The sequence below is a fragment of the Caulobacter sp. CCH9-E1 genome (assembly GCF_001556515.1).
In the GTDB taxonomy this organism is placed as follows: domain Bacteria; phylum Pseudomonadota; class Alphaproteobacteria; order Caulobacterales; family Caulobacteraceae; genus Caulobacter.
This window is the reverse complement of the sequence record NZ_LSJA01000026.1, coordinates 1-15184: the sequence shown is the minus strand read 5'-3', so window position 1 is coordinate 15184 and position 15184 is coordinate 1. Positions and strand designations below refer to the sequence as shown.

Below are 15184 nucleotides of genomic sequence, written 5' to 3'. Positions count from 1 at the left end.
GGCTTGCGAGGAAGGGGCGGGGGGCTTGGCGTCTTGAGCTTGAGCGCCGCCGGCGGCGACGCACCCCAGAAGACCGACCAGGGCCAACTTACGACTCGTCAAAAGTCACTCCGAAGTCTCGACGTCCCAGCATCGCCAATGGCTGCGGGATATGGCGTATGGATTTCAATGTTTGCCCAGACTGCAACATCCCGGCCTTGCGAAGGCCTAACGGACGGAGGTCCAGGGGCGGCTCAGCAGCACCGCGCAGTTGATCAGCCCGACCAGCGAATAGGTCTGCGGATAGTTCCCCCATAGTTCGCCGTCGGCGAAGCCGATGTCCTCGGACAGCAAGCCCGCGCCGGTGCGACGGCTCAGCATGTCCTCGAACAGCTCGCGCGCTTCGTCCGAGCGGCCCTGCAGGTGCAGCGCCTCGATCAGCCAGAAGGTGCAGATGTTGAACGCGGTCTGCGGTGAGCCGAAGTCGTCGGGGATCGCGTAGCGCAGGAGATAGGCGCCGCGCCGCAGGCCTTCCTCCACGGCCTTGAGCGTGGCCACGTTGCGCGGGTCCTCGGCCTTCTGGAAGCGCAGATCGACCAACTGAAGCAAGGACGCGTCCAGTTCGTCGCCCTCGAAGGTGGCGGCGAAGCGGCCCAGCTCCGCGTTCCAGGCGCGATCCTCGATGACCTTGCGCACGTGGGCGGCGCGACCGTTCCAGAAGGCGGCCTTCTCGGTCAGGCCCAGCTTCTCGGCGGCGTTGCCGAGACGATCACAGGCGGCCCAGCACATGGCCGAGGAATAGGTGTGGACATTGGCGCGGCCCCGGAACTCCCAGAGGCTGGCGTCGGGCTGGTCGTGCAGGCGGAACGCCTGCTCGCCGACCGGCTCAAGCGCCTCGAAGTCGTCGACCGTGGCGGGACGCAGGAGACGCTCGTCGAAGAAGGCCTGCACCGTCGACAGCACGATCTGGCCGTAGACGTCGTTCTGGATGTGCTCATAGGCCTGGTTGCCCACGCGCACCGGCCCCATGCCGCGATAGCCGGGCAGGTCGGGGGCGAAGCGCTCGGTCAGCACCTCCTCGAAGCCGACGCCGAACAGGGGCTGGATATGGCCGCCCTCGGCCCGGTCGACGATGTTGCGCAGATAGCCGAGATAGTTCTCCAGCACGTCCACCGCGCCCAGCCGGTTCAGCGCCTGGACCACGTAATAGGCGTCGCGCAGCCAGCAGTAGCGGTAGTCCCAGTTGCGGCCGCTGTCGGCGTGTTCGGGGATCGAGGTAGTCAGCGCCGCGACGATGGCACCGGTCTCCTCGTGCTGGCAGAGCTTCAGGGTGATGGCCGCGCGGATTACGGCCGTTTGCCATTCCAGCGGCACGGCCAGGCCCCGCACCCAGTGCTTCCAGTAGCTCTCGGTCTCGCGCAGCATCCGCTCGCAGGTCGGGCCGACCGGCGCCTCGAAGCCCTCGTCGGCGCCCAGGAACATGGCGATCGGCTTTTCCAGGCGGAATGTGCGCTCCTCCAGGACGTGCGAGACCGGCGCGTCGGTGGTCAGCCGCATCGTCATGTCCGAGCACAGGTAGCGGATGTGGTGCGAGCCGCGCGTGTGCTCGGCGACCTTCGCGCCCCAGCTCGCCGTGGGCCGCAGGCGCAGGGTGATCCGCGCCACGCCGACCAGCGGCCGGATCAGGCGGATGAAGGCCGTGGGGCGGAAGATGCGGCCGAACTGCTCGTAGCGCGGGGCGAAGTCGATGATCTCGATCCGCGCCCCGTCCAGGTCGGCGATCTCGGTGCGCAGGATCGGCGTGTTGCGAATATAGCCCTGGCGGACCTCGGCGCGGCGGTCGACCTGGACGTCCCACAGGCCCTTGGCGGCCTGGCCGTCGGGATCGGCGTCGTCGAGCAGGGCGCTGAACACCGGATCGGAGTCCACGCGCGGCGCGCAGGCCCAGACGAAGCGGCCGGCTGTGTCGATCAGGGCGCTGACCGCGCAGTTGCCGATCGGAAAGAGGTCGAGCGTCTTCTTTTGCAAGGTCTTGTTCCCTATCGCCCCCAGCGGCTCCGGTCGCCGTTGAAACCAACAGTGTGGCTTGCGGGTTCCTGTCTTTGAGAAATCCGTTGCGATCGTGCGGCGGAAGGGTGGGGCGCGGTTGCGTCGCGTTGACGGCGCAGGTCCAGGCGACCATCTGATTTGGACGACGCGGCGCGGCCGCGCGAGACGACGGATAGTGTGACGGTGAAGCGAGTCTTGAGATCCTGCGGCGTCCTGGCGGCGGCGCTGAGCGTGCTTCCCGTCTCGCCGGTCCTGGCCCAATCCCAGAGCCCGCCGGTCGCCGCCGGTCGCCAGGTGCAGGCGGTTCCGATGGTTCCCGCCAAGCCGGCGATCGACCTGACCGCGCTGTCGCTGAACGCCAGCCAGGTCGACGCCCTGGCCCAGGCGCTGCGCGGCGCGGACGCCCACGGCTTGCCGCCGGAGAAGTTCGCGCCAGAGGCGGCGATGGCGTTGCTGGCCAGCCAGGATCCGGCCTCTCGCGCCAAGGGCCAGGCGCACCTGATCGACCTGACCTTGGCCTACGCCCGCGCGGTCCATGTCGGACGTCTGCCGGCCAGCGGCTTCATGACCGAGTGGGGGCTGCGGCCGGACGCCTACGACCCCGCGCCCGACTTCGCCGCCGCCGTCCAGCAGGACCGGCTCGCCGCGTGGCTGGCCAGCCTGCCGCCGCCCTATACGGGCTATCAGACGTTGATGACGGGCCTGGCGACCTATCGCGGTCTCGCGGCCAAGGGCGGCTGGGCCGTCACGCCCTCGGGACCCAGCCTGACCGAAGGCATGACCGATCCGCGTGTGAAGGCTTTGCGGGCGCGTCTGTCGGTCGAGGATCCGACGGTCGCCCGGACCGGCGGCGACGTCTACGACCCGGCGTTGGTCCAGGCCGTGCAGCGGGCCCAGAAGCGATTCGGCCTCGATCCCGACGGCGTGGTCGGGCCCGGAACCCTGAGCGCCCTCAATGTCCCGATCCAGCGGCGCATCGACCAGATCGTGGCCAATATGGAGCGCTGGCGCTGGCTGCCCCAGACGCTGCCGGCCGACCGCATCCAGGTCAACGTCGCCGCCGCCGTCATGTCGGTGTTCCAGCAGGACGCGCCGACCCTCACCATGCGCGCCGTCACCGGGCGTCCGGGCGACGAGACGCCGATGCTGTCGTCGATGATTCACAGCGTCGTGCTGAACCCGCCCTGGAATGTGCCGCAGTCGATCGCCACCAAGGAGCTCTGGCCCAAGGAGAAGGCCAGCCCTGGCTACCTGGCGCGCAACGACTTCATCGTTATCCCGACCGACGACGGCGGTTCTCGCTTGCAGCAGAAAGCGGGTCCCAAGGCGGCGCTGGGCCAGGTGAAGTTCGACTTCAACAACCCCTATGGCGTTTACCTGCACGACACGCCCAGCCGCTCGAAGTTCGACAGCTTCAGCCGCCTGGCCAGCCACGGCTGCGTCCGCCTGCAAAAGCCGATCGAGCTGGTGAAGCTCCTGATGGCTGGCGACCCAGTGTGGACGCCCGAAAAGATCGACGCGACCCTGGCCTCCGGCGAAACCGTGCGCGCCAAGCTGCCCCAGCAGATGGCGGTCTTCCTGCTGTACTGGACGGCCTATGTGACGCCGGACGGGCAGGTGAACTTCCGCGACGATCCATACGGCTGGGACAAGGAGCTGGTGCAGCGTATCGCCGCACTTTGATCCGGCTCAGCTTGCATTCTTGACGTTCTTGCGGTGTCCTGCCCGCACTTCAGTGTCGGGTAAGGGCGTAAACGCATGCATCGACGTAAGCTGCTCCAGTGGGGGCTGGGCGCTTTTGGGGCCGGACTTCTGCCGCTCGCGGCGGCGCGCGCCGACGATGACATCATTGGCGCGATCCTTCAGGGGAAACATCCGACGCCGGCTCCGGTTCCCGCGCAGCCCGTCCTGCGCGCCACGCCGGCGGCGGCCCCGACTCCCGTCGAGACCCGCTGGGTTCACCTGCACAACGTGCACACGGGCGAGAAACTGGAAGCGGTTTATTGGGAGAACGGCGAGTACGTCCCCGACGCGGTCCAGGCCCTCAACAAGGTGCTGCGGGACTATCGCAACGACCAGGTCCACCCGATGGACCCGGGCCTCTACGACATCCTGGGCAAGATCCAGGCCCGCACCGAGGCCAAGTCTCCCTTCCAGGTGATCTCTGGCTATCGCTCGCCGGCGACCAACAAGATGCTGTCCAACCGCAGCGGCGAAGTCGCCAAGCACAGCCTCCACATGGAGGGCAAGGCGATGGACATCTATCTGGAGGACGTGGCCCTCGAACACGTAAGGGCCGCCGCCTTGGATCTCGGCATGGGCGGCGTGGGTTATTACCCGCGAAGCCGGTTCGTCCACGTGGACGTGGGCCGGGTGCGCCAATGGAAGGGCGCGTAAACGAAGCGAGGCAGGATGAGCGAACGTCGCGGCGGCCGGTTCGGCTGGGTCTTTGTCGGCTTCGTCCTCGGCGTCCTCACCACCTTCGTCGCGATCTTCTTTCTGAACCTGGCGGATGACGGCGGCGCCGGGGATTATATCGAGCCAACCACCAGCGCTGCGGAACGCGCCGCCGACGCGGCCATGCTCGGAGCGCCAGCCTCGGAAACGCCTCCGCCCGCCGCTCCGGCCCCCGCGACCGCGCCAACGCCCGAAGCTCCTCCAGCGGCCGCGCCGCCGGCCGCTCAGCTTGATCCGCAGGTCGCCGAAGACGCGGCGGCCGCCGGCATGACATCGCGGGCGCGGCCGAATTAGTCCGCGACAACCCGCCGCGTGATGCATCCACAGCCTGCTGACACCGCGCTGGCGGCAGGAGAGGCGCAGTTTCCTTGAGCAATCCAAGGAGATGCGCTTGACCATCAAGGGAAGCTGCGTTTGCGGAGGCGTGCGGTTCGAGCTGTTCGAGCCGCCGGCGATGATGGGCGCCTGCCACTGTTCGCGATGCCGCAAGGCGGGTTCGGCCGCCTATGTCTATGTCCGCGCCGAGGCCTTTCACTGGTTGGCGGGCAGGTCGCTGCTGACCCGTTACAGACCCAGGCCGCCGTTCCGCTTCACCCGGACCTTCTGCCGTCGCTGCGGCACCGCCTTTGGCGATCCTGAGACGGGGCGCGTGGTCGCTGTCGCCGCCAGCTGTCTGGACGACGATCCCGGCGTTCGGGCGACTTTCCATGAATACGCGCCGGACGAAGCAGCCTGGAGCCCAGGATGCGAGGATGCTCCGTTCCTGCGAAACGAAAAGGGCGGCGGCCCGTGAGGCCGCCGCCCTTAACAAGGTCGCACGTTTAGGTGCTTATTCCTTCGGCATCGGCATGGCGGGCATGGAGCCGGCCTTGCCCTTCATCGCCTGGTGCTGGGCCGGGGGCAGCGGGATCAGGCCGCGGCCCTGCAGGTAGCCGCCGCGACCGGTGGCGGCGTCCGACACGAACTCGGTGACGAACTCCTTCAGGCCCGGCGTCACGCCGACTTGCGACTTCTTTACGTAGATGTAGAGCGAGCGCGACAGCGGATACTGGCCGCTGGCGATCGTCGCCGGGGTCGGCTTCACGCCGTTGATCGACGCGCCCTTGATGCGCGAGGCGTTCTCTTCCAGGAACGAGTAGCCGAACACGCCCAGGGCGTTGGGGGTCTTCTCGATCGTGCCGACGATGGCGTTGTCGTTCTCGCCCGCGTCGACCCAGCCGCCGTCGGTGCGCATCGGCGAGACGGTGGCTTTGAACTTCTTCTCGTCCTCGGCCTTCATCTTGGCCAGGGTCGGCAGCTTGCCGGCGCCGCCTTCGATGCCCAGTTCGATCCAGGCGTCACGGGTGCCCGAGGTGGGCGGCGGGCCATAGGCCAGGATGCGCGCCTTGGGCAGGTTGGGGCCGACTTCGTTCCAGTTCTTGTAGGGCTGCTTGACCAGCTGGCCGCCGCGCAGGGTCTGGTCGGCCAGGCCCAGGTACAGCTGCTCGAGCTTGAAGTTGAAGTCCGGGCCCTTCTTGTCGCTGGCGACGACGATGCCGTCGAAGCCGATCTTGATCTCGACGATGTCCTTCACGCCGGCCTTCTGGCAGGCCTGGAACTCGGACTTCTTCATCGGGCGCGAGGCGTTGGCGATGTCGGGGAACTTCTCGCCCGTGCCGCCGCAGAACATCTTGATGCCGCCGCCGGTGCCCAGGCTCTCGATCTTGGGCGACTTCTTGCCGGTCTTCTTCGAGTAGTTCTCGGCCACGCGCGTGGAGAACGGGAACACCGTCGAGGAGCCGGCGGCCCAAACGTAGTCGCGGGCCGCGTGGGCCTGATCAGCGACGCCGAGCAGGGCGATGGTCGCAACCGCGCCAAGGAGCTTGTTCATGTCGTCAAATCCTGTGTCGTCCGGAGGAGCGGGGGGAACATGCCGGACCGATGCTCGGGGTTTTGTCACAGTTAGGCGACAGTTTTGAGACAGTATCCGTGGGCGGACGAAGCTTGACTATATGACGGTCAGCGCCTTCTCGACCGGACGCGCCAGCACCACGCCTTTGGGGCCATCGACGATCGGGCGGTTGACCAGGATCGGGTGCTCGACCATCGCCGCTAGCAAGGCCTCGTCCGAAACGTCCGCGTTCAGAAGGCCCAGCTCCTTCGCTGGCGTACCGCGTTCGCGCAGCAGGCCCTTCAGGTCGGTGTCCGAGCGCTTGACCAGGTCCAGCAACTGCTCGCGCGTCCAGCCGGTCTTCAGATACTCCACCACCGTCGGCGCGTGGCCCGCCTCGCGCAGCAGGTTCACCACCTTGGTCGAGGTCGAGCACTTGGGGTTGTGGTAGACGGTGAGGCTCATGCGCGGGCTCCTGGCTGGGCCGCCGATGTAGGCGAGGGCGCTTGACCCGTCCAGCCGGCGCGCCTACGCCGGTCCTCGAAGGCATGGAGGCCGCAAGGCCTCCGGGAACGCGGTGACAATCCGCGGCTGCCCCCGCAACTGTGATCGTCCGTCGATCGTCGCGGCCTCACGCCACTGGAGCTTCGGTTCTGGGAAGGCGCCGCGACAGGAGGGCGTAAGCCAGGAGACCGGCCTTCGTCATATCAACGCGGCCGGCGGGGTGTCCGGCGAAGGACGGACGATGAACGAAGCACCGCAAGACGGGGCCGCCCAAGAGGCTGCCCAGAACGAAGCTGAAAAGAACGCGCGCCATAGCGCCAGGATGAAGGTCGTCCAGACGGCCCGGGCCAGGATGATGGCCGAGAAGACCATCGAGAAGGGCCTGCTGATCGTCCACACCGGGGCGGGCAAGGGCAAGACGACGGCGGCGCTGGGCATGGCTGTCCGCGCCATCGGCCACGGTCATCGGGTCAGCGTCATCCAGTTCATCAAGGGCGCGATGACCACCGGCGAGAAGGTGGTGTTCGACGCCTTCCCGGATCAGGTCGAGTTCCGGCCCATGGGCGAGGGCTTCACCTGGGACACCCAGGACCGCGCCCGCGACATCGCCGTGGCGCGCGAGGCTTGGGAGGTCATCAAGGCCCGCATCCTCGACCCCGACGACTGGGACATGGTCATCGCCGACGAGCTGAACATCATCCTGCGCTACGACTATCTGCCGCTGGCCGAGGTGCTGGAGGTCGTGGCCGCGCGGCCCGAGGGCAAGCACGTGGTGATCACCGGCCGCAACGCGCCGGACGCGCTGATCGAGGCCGCCGACCTCGTTACCGAGATGGCCCAGGTCAAGCACCCGTTCCGCGCGGGCGTGAAGGCCCAGGCGGGGATCGAGTTTTGAGCGTCCTTCGCGAGGCCGACGACGGCCCGGCGGTGGTGGTCTGCGACACCTGCCGCTACTCGGCGGAAGAACGCGACAGTCCCGACGGCGCGCGCGGCGGGGCGGTGCTGGCGGCGGCTTTGCGCGAGGCGGCCGAGGGGACCGGGATCGCGATCCAGACCATGCCGTGTCTGTTCAACTGCGGCCAGCACTGCTCGGTCCACCTGCGCGCGCCGGGCAAGATCGGCTATGTCCTGGGCCGCTTCGAGCCGACGGCGGACGCGGCGCGGGCGATCCTCGACTACGCCCTGGCCTATGCCGACACCGAGGAGGGCGTGGTGCCGTACCGCCAGTGGCCCGAGGGCGTGAAGGGCTGCTTCATCGTCCGCGTGCCGCCGGCGGGCAGGCTGGTCGCCGACTAGCTCACCATCCGCCGTAACGCGGCGCGAAGCGGGCCCTCAGGTCATCGACCTCGCGCTCGGCGTCGCGGATGGCGTCGGCGGCCCGGCGACCGTCCTCGACCGCCTCGCGGCGTTCGCGGCGCAGGCGGCGCAGGCGGTCGCGCAGTTCGCGGATCTGCTCGTCGTTGAGCTTGGGATTGCGCAGCTCGTCCTCGACTCCATCGGCCTCCCGCGCGCGCCGGTCGGCGCGGGCGTCGGCGCTGCTGAGGTCAGAGCGGGCGCTTTCAAGGCGGCTAACGGCGGCGTGGACCCGCTCGCCGTCGGCATAGCCGCCCAGGAACTCCGGCTCGACGGGCGGCGGGCAGACGCCGGCGTAGGCATGGCCCTGGCGGCCGACGCGGAAGCCGTTCCCCTCGGTGCAGTAGCGCATCAGGCCCTGGTCGCGGCCCTGGGCGTAGAGGCTCATGTCCGGCGCGGCGCCGGTCTTCTCGCAGGCCTTGGCGTGGTCATCGATCCGGCTCATGGGCCGGCCGTCCGCCCCGTCGATATAGCCGATCGCCCGCCAGTCGCCCTGCAGGCACTGCTCCTTGCTCAGCGTGGCGCAGGCCGCGACCGTCAGGCCGGCGATGATGACGGTTCCAACGATCACGGACCGCTTCGCGGAAATATGCACTTCAACCTCCCCAGGGCCTGGCCCTCGAGAGCACTTGGAGCTTGGCCGTGTGAACCTGAGCTGAACGAGGCCTAGGGTCTAGGCTCGGCGGGCGGCGGGGCCTGCGGGACGCCGCTGTTCGGCGCGGCGGGCGCGGCGGGCGCGGCCGGTTCGGCGGGGACGGTCAGCGGGACCACCGGCAGACCGTCGGGACCGATCTCGCCCTCCAGCGGCAGACCCAGGTCCTCCAGCGGGTCCTCGGCGGGACGCGGGGCGACGTCACGGCCCAGGGCTGACAGCATGAAGGCCTTCCAGATCTTGGCCGGCTCGCCGCCGCCGACCACGCCGTTCATCGGGCTGTTGTCGTCATTGCCGACCCAGACCCCGACCACCAGGTCGTCGACATAACCGACGAAGATGGCGTCGTGATAGTTCTGGGTCGTGCCGGTCTTGCCGTAGGCGCCGTCGATGGCCGCCTCCAGCCCCGTGCCGCGATGGGTGGCCGAGCGCAGCAGGTCGCGCATATTGGCCAGCACCTTGGGATCATAGGGCGTGGTCCTGGGCTTGCTGAAGCCCTCAAGCGCGTGTGGAACGATCGGGTACTCGCCCGCCGCCACCGAGGCGTAGGCGGCCGTCAGCCGCGTCAGGCTCATCGAGCCGGTGCCCAGCGCCATGGTCAGGTCGTCGGGGATCTTCTCGGTGACGCCTAGATCGCGAGCCACCTTGATCACCTTGGCCGGACCCAGGTCGTGGGCCAGACGCACGGCCGCGACGTTGGACGAAGCGGCGAAGGCGCTGATCAGCGGGATCTCGCGGTCGCGATACTTGCCCTCGTGGTTCTTGGGCATGTAGCCGCTGACCTGCACGGGGGTGTCGAGGATCGGGCTGGTGGTGGTCATGCCCTCGCGCAGAGCGGCCAGATAGACGAACAGCTTGAACGACGAACCCGGCTGGCGCTCGCCGTCGGCGCGGTTGAACTGGCTTTGCTTGTAGTCGCGGCCGCCGACCATGGCGACGACGCGGCCGTCCTTGCGCATGGCCACCAGGGCGCCTTGGGTGATGTTCAGGACCTTGCCGTCGCGCTCGATGAAGTCGTTGAGGATCTTCTCGGCCTTTTCCTGGAGCTTGGGGTCCAGGGTGGTGCGGACGATCGTCTCGCCATAGCGGGGGCCGATGCTGGCGCGGGCCTGGGGCAGGGCCCAGTCGGCGAAATAGGAGCCGGTCGGCACCTTGTCCTCGACCTGGATCGGCGAGACGTCGCCGACCGCGTCGGCCTCTTCCTGGGTGATCGCGCCCGTCTCGACCATGGCGCCCAGCACCACGCGCATGCGTTCGCGCGCGCCTTCGAGATTATTGGTCGGCGCCAGGCGCGAGGGGGCCTTGACCAGGCCCGCCAGCATGGCGGCCTCGCCGATCGACAGCTGCTCGGGCGCCTTGCCGAAATAGTGGCGGGCGGCCGCGCGCAGGCCAAAGGCGCCGTCGCCGAAATAGACCGACGACAGATAGCGCGACAGGATCTCGTCCTTGGAGAGCCGCGCTTCCAGATAGACGGCGATCAGCGCCTCCTGGGCCTTGCGACGCAGGTTGCGGTCGCTGGACAGGAAGGCGTTCTTGGCCAGCTGCTGGGTGATGGTGGAGCCGCCTTCCGACACGCCGCCAGCCTGGGCGTTCCTGCCCAGGGCTCGCGCGATCGCCTTCGGGTCGACGCCCATGTGGCTGTAGAAGCGGCGGTCCTCGATGGCGATGAAGGCGCCGGGCACGTAAGGCGGCAGCTTAGCCGCGTCGATTGGCGCCTCCTTGTACGAGCCGCGCTTGGCGATCGGCGAGCCGTCGCTGGCGACCAGCACGATGGCCGAGTTGTTCAGTGGCTCCAGCGCTCGGCTGAGCGGCAGCGACCAGAAAAGCGACGCGATCAGCACCACGACCAGAAGCATGGCGGCGGCGGTTCCGCCGACCAGCCACATGTGTCGCTTCCAGAATGGCTTGCGGGCCGGTGCGGGGACGGGATCGGAAACAGGCTCCGCCGGCGGAGCGTCGGAAGGCGCCGCTTGCCCGGGATCGGCCAGCGCCGCCTGCGGGTCGCGCGGCCGGCGCGGCGGCGTGTTGGGGTCGAGGTCGTTCGGCTCGTCGGACATGGATCGGCGCTCGCTTCGGGCGCACGCCCGCACTCGTCGTGGGCGCTCATACCACACGGCCCGGCCAATCCAAGCGCGCGGAACGGGAAGTTTTTCCGTCCACGACCCTTGAATGGGGGCGGGGCGATCATAACTGACCCCCGTGAGGCCGATGCCTCTGCCCTTTCCTGGGCGTTTCCTCCCTGACTTTTCAAGCCCGGCCTCGTCGCCGGGCTTTTCTTTTGGCCGCTATTTCGCCAGCAGCGCCTGGAGCTGGTGAACGGCCCGGTCCGGCGAGGACTGATAGGGGATCGGCGCCACGAACTGGCCCTGGGCGTCGAACAGATAGACCGACGAGGAGTGGTCGATCGTGTAGCCGCCGCCGTCCAGCGGGACCTTCTGATAATAGACCCGATAGGCCTTGGCCGCCTGGGCGACCGTCTCCGGCGTCCCGGTGAAGCCTTGGATGCGCGGGTCGAAGTTCGACAGGTAAAGCCGCATCTGCTCGGGCGTGTCGCGCTCGGGATCGACCGAGACGAACACTACGTTCAGCTTGTCGGCCTCTGGCCCCAGCGTCTTCAGCCAGACCGTCAGGTCGGTCAGCGTCGTGGGACACACCTCCGGGCAATAGGTGAAGCCGAAGAAGATCGCCGTGGGTTTGCCCAGCAGCGACTTCTCGGTGACCGGCTTGCCGTTCATGTCGATCAGGTTGAACGGTCCGCCGATCTTGACCAGCGAATGGACCGGGCTGGCGCCGTCCTGCCGGTTGCAGGCCGCCAGGGGCGCGGCCGCCAGCAGGGCGGCCGCGGTGATGAGAAGCGCCCGCCGCATCAGTGGGCCATGCCCGGCATCGGCGGCGTCTTGACGACGGCCTCGATGGTCAGCGGCGGCGCCGACTTGAACTTCAGGGTCATCGGCACCCTGGCGCCTTCCTTCAACTGGGCCTTGGGACCGATCAGCATGATGTGGTCGGCGCCCGGCTTCAGCGCCACGGCCTTGCCGGCCGGCAGCGCCAGGCCGTCGGGCAGCTTGCGCATGCGCATGACGCCGCCGTCCATCGACATGGTGTGGATTTCGCCGTGGTCGGCGGCCGTGGTCTCGACGGCCACCAGGCGATCGTCGCCCTTGGCGGTCAGGGTGACGTAGCAGCCGGCGGCCATGGCGCCGGCGACGGTCGGGCGGCACCAGGCGTCGGTCGCGGCGACCTTTGGCGCGGGCGCGGCGTGGGCGGCCGACGCGACGAGGGCGGCGGCCGAGGCGGCGATCAGGGTCAGGGTCTTCATGGTCAGGCTCCAGCCTTGAGGTTGGGCGAGGTCAGTCGCCGAAGGATAAGATCGATCAGAAGGGCCGCGATCAGCGAGGCGGCCCTTGGGGCGGCGCTTCCACCACATCACGACGGCCGAGATCCCCAGCAGCCAGATGGCGACGCAGCCGGCCAGCATGACCAGCTTGTTGACCAGGCCGAACTGCTGGCCCTGGTGGACGGCGATGCCCCACTCGATGGCCTTGGCCGCCGGACCAAAGTCGCGATAGCCGAGATCGGCCAGCACATGGCCGTCGCGGCCGTCGAAATAGACGGTCCGCGTCCGCTCGACCCGGGCGGGCATGTAGGCGGCCGTCCAGGTCCCGCCCGGCGTCTTGGGCAGGGTCAGGGTGAAGCCGTCGGTCAGCCCCGACCCGCGCGCCTTGGCGACGATGGCGTCGGCGTCCAGCGGCGCGGCCTGCTCCATCATCATGGCCGCATGGTCGTGACCCGCCATGCCGGACATCGGCGGGACCTTGGTCTGCAGCGCCCACGGCACGCCTTCGGCGGGTTCGGGGGACGGCTCGGGAGCGGGCTTGGCGGCGTGGTGCTGCTCGGCGACCGGCGGCTTGGGGCGACCAAGGCCGGCCTGGGTGGTGATCTCCCGGACCTCCTTGCCCCAGAACGCCGACCACGGCATGCCGGTGACGGCCAGGAACACGATCACCAGGCCGGTGAAGGCGCCGGTGACCGCGTGGAAATCGCGCCAGAACAGGCGCTTGGCGGGTTTGCTCCGTACCGTGACGATCCCGCCCGTCTGGCCGCGCGGCCACCACAGGAAAATCCCGGTGGCGACCAGCACGATGGCCCAGCCGGCGACGACCTCGACCAGCAGGTTCATCACCGGTCCGGCGATATCCAGGCTGTGCAGCCGCTTGACCAGGCCCATGGCGCCGCCGGGCTCGGTCTGGCCCAGATACTGGCCGGTGTGGGGATCGACATAGGCGGTGCGCTTGCCCGACGCGGTCTGCACCGTCGCCTGGACGGAGCGGTCGCCGCGCGCGGGGATCGCCAGTTGGCCGACCTTGCCGCCAGTTCCGGCTTCCACCGACGCGATCCAGGCGCTGGGCGCGGTCGTGGCGGGGCTGTCGGCGATCACCACCAGCGGTCGCTGGGCGATGGCCGACAGCTCGTCCTTGAACAGGTACAGCCCTCCGGTCAACGCCATCAGCATCAGGATCGGCAGGACCAGCAGGCCGGCGTAGAAGTGCCAGCGCCAGAAGGCGCGGTAGAGATCGCCGGCCGGGGCCGGGGTTTCCTTGGTCTCGATCGCGGACATCGCGAGCTCCGAGGTATGGTCGACGGCTCTTCAGAGCCGTCGACCGGTCAGGATCAGAAGTTGACGGTCACGCCGCCGAACACCGAACGTCCGTCGCCCGGCCACAGGGTGGCGGTGGCGGCGGTCCAGGTGGTCGCGGCCTGGGTGTTGGAGACGTAGGCCTTGTCGGTCAGGTTCCGCGCGTCGAGGAACAGCGAGACGGCGGGGGTGACCTTCCAGCCCGCGTTCAGGTTCAGGATCGCGTAGCCCGGGGCCTTCTGGGTGTTCTTGTAGTCGATCCACGGGTCGGCGGCCGACCACTCGACCGACGGCGCCAGGAACCAGCCGCGCGGATCGTCGTAGCGGACTTCCGAGCGGTAGAAGTTCTTCGGCACGATCGGCAGGCGGTTGTCGCCGTACTGGACGTCGTCCTTGAAGCGGAAGTCCGAATAGGTCCAGGTCTGGCGAATGCGCCAGCGCGGGGCCACGGCCCAGTCCAGCGCCGCCTCGATGCCCTGGTGCAGGGTCTTGTCGGCGTTGAAGGTGGCGGCCGGGATCAGCCCCCCCGGCGTGTACTGCAGCATCTCGTCCTTGAGCTCGGCGCGATACAGCGTCACGTCATAGGTGAAGGGACCGCGGCGCCCGCGCGCCCCGACCTCGCCGGTCCAGGCCTTTTGCGCCTTCACGGGCGTGAAGCCGGTGTTCATCGGCGACATCGAGCCCAGGTTCGGCGGCTCGACCGAGCGGGTCAGGTTGGCGAACACCTGATCGCCCGCCGCGTTCTGCCAGAGCAGGCCCAGGCGCGGCGAGATCCAGGTGTAGGTCTTGTCGGCCTTGAGGTTGAAGGTCGAGCTGACGCCCGGCACGGCGAAGCTGGTGTAGTCGCGCTCGGCCTGGCCCCAGGTCGCGCCGGCCACCAGAGCGACCTGGTCGGTCACGAACAGCCGGCCTTCGCCGAACACGTCGATCGCCTTGGCGTTCTGCAGCGTGCGCGAGGTCGGCGCGCCGCGCGCGCCGCGATTGTTGACGTAGAAGTTGGAGTCGAGGTCACCCTGTCGATACCAGGCGCCGAAGAAGGCGTCGGCGCGTTTGCCGCCGATCTCGCCGTCCCAGTCGAAGCGGCCGAAGGCGCCGTAGTTGCGGCTCTGCTGGTCGATGACCTGGAAGATCGGGTGGTCCAGATCCTTCCACACCGCATAGACCGCCCCTTGGAAGACGACCTGCTCGTTCACGCGCCAGGTCGTCTGCAGCGAGCCGCGCACGCCGCGCTGGTTGCGGCCCTGGTCGGCGTTGGCGTTGGCGACCGGCGTCTGGCGCGGGTTCTTGTTGAACTGGTCCAGCGTCAGGGCGCCGGGGATCTCTTGGTTGATGTTCGAGCCGTTGACGATGAACCGGACCTCGCGGTCCTGGCCGAAGGCGCGGCCGACGTTCAGGCTGCCGAACTGGATGTTCTGCTGGCTTTGCGAGCGCCAGCCTTGGCTGGTCTGGTTGGTGGCGGCGACATAGACGTCCCAGTCGCCGGACTGGCGCGCCAGGGCCACGTGCTCGCGCAGCAGGCCGTGCGAGCCGCCATCGACGCGGACCTGGTTGGAAAAGCCGGCGTCCTTGCCGGTCGGCGTGACCATGTTGATCGCCCCGCCCAGCAGGGCGCCGCCGAAGCGCAGGGCATTGCCGCCGCGATAGACCTCGGCGTAGCGGGTGTTCAGCGGGTCGGCGACCTGGC

14 protein-coding genes, 1 pseudogene and 1 riboswitch are annotated in these 15184 nt (G+C 68.7%); of the genes and pseudogenes, 6 read left to right on the top strand and 9 right to left on the bottom strand.

The window, feature by feature from the left end:
• Positions 1-207: 207 nt before the first annotated feature.
• Positions 208-2007: a glycoside hydrolase family 15 protein gene (locus tag AX690_RS01610; RefSeq protein WP_066680803.1), complete on the bottom strand. Its 1800-nt coding sequence runs from the start codon at positions 2005-2007 to the stop codon at positions 208-210.
• 204 nt (positions 2008-2211) lie between these two features.
• On the opposite strand from AX690_RS01610, the gene AX690_RS01605 reads away from it, so the two are divergent.
• The 4 genes from AX690_RS01605 (at position 2212) to AX690_RS01590 (ending at position 5278) form a co-directional block, all read left to right on the top strand.
• On the top strand, positions 2212-3711 hold the full coding sequence (locus AX690_RS01605; RefSeq protein ID WP_066680828.1) for a murein L,D-transpeptidase: 1500 nt from the start codon (positions 2212-2214) through the stop codon (positions 3709-3711).
• 75 nt (positions 3712-3786) lie between these two features.
• Positions 3787-4425 (top strand): DUF882 domain-containing protein, encoded by a 639-nt coding sequence (locus AX690_RS01600; RefSeq protein WP_082769438.1) that lies wholly within the window; start codon positions 3787-3789, stop codon positions 4423-4425.
• A 15-nt stretch (positions 4426-4440) separates the two neighbouring features.
• Positions 4441-4779 (top strand): hypothetical protein, encoded by a 339-nt coding sequence (locus AX690_RS01595; protein ID WP_066680805.1) that lies wholly within the window; start codon positions 4441-4443, stop codon positions 4777-4779.
• A gap of 97 nt (positions 4780-4876) precedes the next feature.
• Positions 4877-5278 carry a GFA family protein gene (locus AX690_RS01590; protein ID WP_066680832.1) on the top strand — a complete coding sequence of 134 codons (402 nt, stop codon included), beginning with the start codon at positions 4877-4879 and terminating at the stop codon, positions 5276-5278.
• A 36-nt stretch (positions 5279-5314) separates the two neighbouring features.
• On the opposite strand, the gene AX690_RS01585 is transcribed toward AX690_RS01590, so the two are convergent.
• Both AX690_RS01585 and AX690_RS01580 read right to left on the bottom strand, forming a co-directional pair.
• On the bottom strand, positions 5315-6355 hold the full coding sequence (locus tag AX690_RS01585; protein WP_066680806.1) for a substrate-binding domain-containing protein: 1041 nt from the start codon (positions 6353-6355) through the stop codon (positions 5315-5317).
• Positions 6356-6472: 117 nt separating this feature from the next.
• On the bottom strand, positions 6473-6820 hold the full coding sequence (locus AX690_RS01580) for an arsenate reductase family protein (protein ID WP_066680808.1): 348 nt from the start codon (positions 6818-6820) through the stop codon (positions 6473-6475).
• 62 nt (positions 6821-6882) lie between these two features.
• A riboswitch (cobalamin riboswitch) is annotated at positions 6883-7071 on the top strand.
• A gap of 29 nt (positions 7072-7100) precedes the next feature.
• Between AX690_RS01580 and cobO the strand changes: the two genes are divergently transcribed.
• Positions 7101-7754, top strand: a complete 654-nt coding sequence (gene cobO / locus AX690_RS01575) for a cob(I)yrinic acid a,c-diamide adenosyltransferase (RefSeq protein ID WP_066680809.1) — start codon at positions 7101-7103, stop codon at positions 7752-7754.
• Complete coding sequence (locus AX690_RS01570; protein ID WP_066680810.1) at positions 7751-8155, top strand: DUF1636 domain-containing protein; 405 nt, start codon at positions 7751-7753, stop codon at positions 8153-8155. The genes cobO and AX690_RS01570 overlap by 4 nt, the downstream gene beginning before the upstream one ends.
• Before the next feature lies 1 nt (position 8156).
• Here AX690_RS01570 and AX690_RS01565 read toward each other — a convergent pair whose 3' ends face one another.
• The 6 genes and pseudogenes from AX690_RS01565 to AX690_RS01540 all read right to left on the bottom strand — a co-directional run.
• Positions 8157-8783: a DUF2799 domain-containing protein gene (locus tag AX690_RS01565; protein ID WP_231732087.1), complete on the bottom strand. Its 627-nt coding sequence runs from the start codon at positions 8781-8783 to the stop codon at positions 8157-8159.
• A 95-nt stretch (positions 8784-8878) separates the two neighbouring features.
• A complete protein-coding gene (locus AX690_RS01560; RefSeq protein WP_369798160.1) occupies positions 8879-10921 on the bottom strand; it encodes a transglycosylase domain-containing protein in 2043 nt (680 codons plus the stop codon).
• A 228-nt stretch (positions 10922-11149) separates the two neighbouring features.
• Entirely contained in the window at positions 11150-11731 is a 582-nt protein-coding gene (locus tag AX690_RS01555; RefSeq protein WP_066680817.1) for an SCO family protein, read from the bottom strand.
• Positions 11731-12183, bottom strand: a complete 453-nt coding sequence (locus AX690_RS01550) for a copper chaperone PCu(A)C (protein ID WP_066680819.1) — start codon at positions 12181-12183, stop codon at positions 11731-11733. The genes AX690_RS01555 and AX690_RS01550 overlap by 1 nt, the downstream gene beginning before the upstream one ends.
• Positions 12184-12336: 153 nt before the next feature.
• Positions 12337-13371, bottom strand: a pseudogene (locus tag AX690_RS01545) (PepSY-associated TM helix domain-containing protein); the annotation flags it as partial.
• Positions 13372-13535: 164 nt separating this feature from the next.
• On the bottom strand, positions 13536-15184 hold a 1649-nt coding region (locus tag AX690_RS01540; RefSeq protein WP_066730213.1), incomplete at its 5' end, for a TonB-dependent receptor domain-containing protein.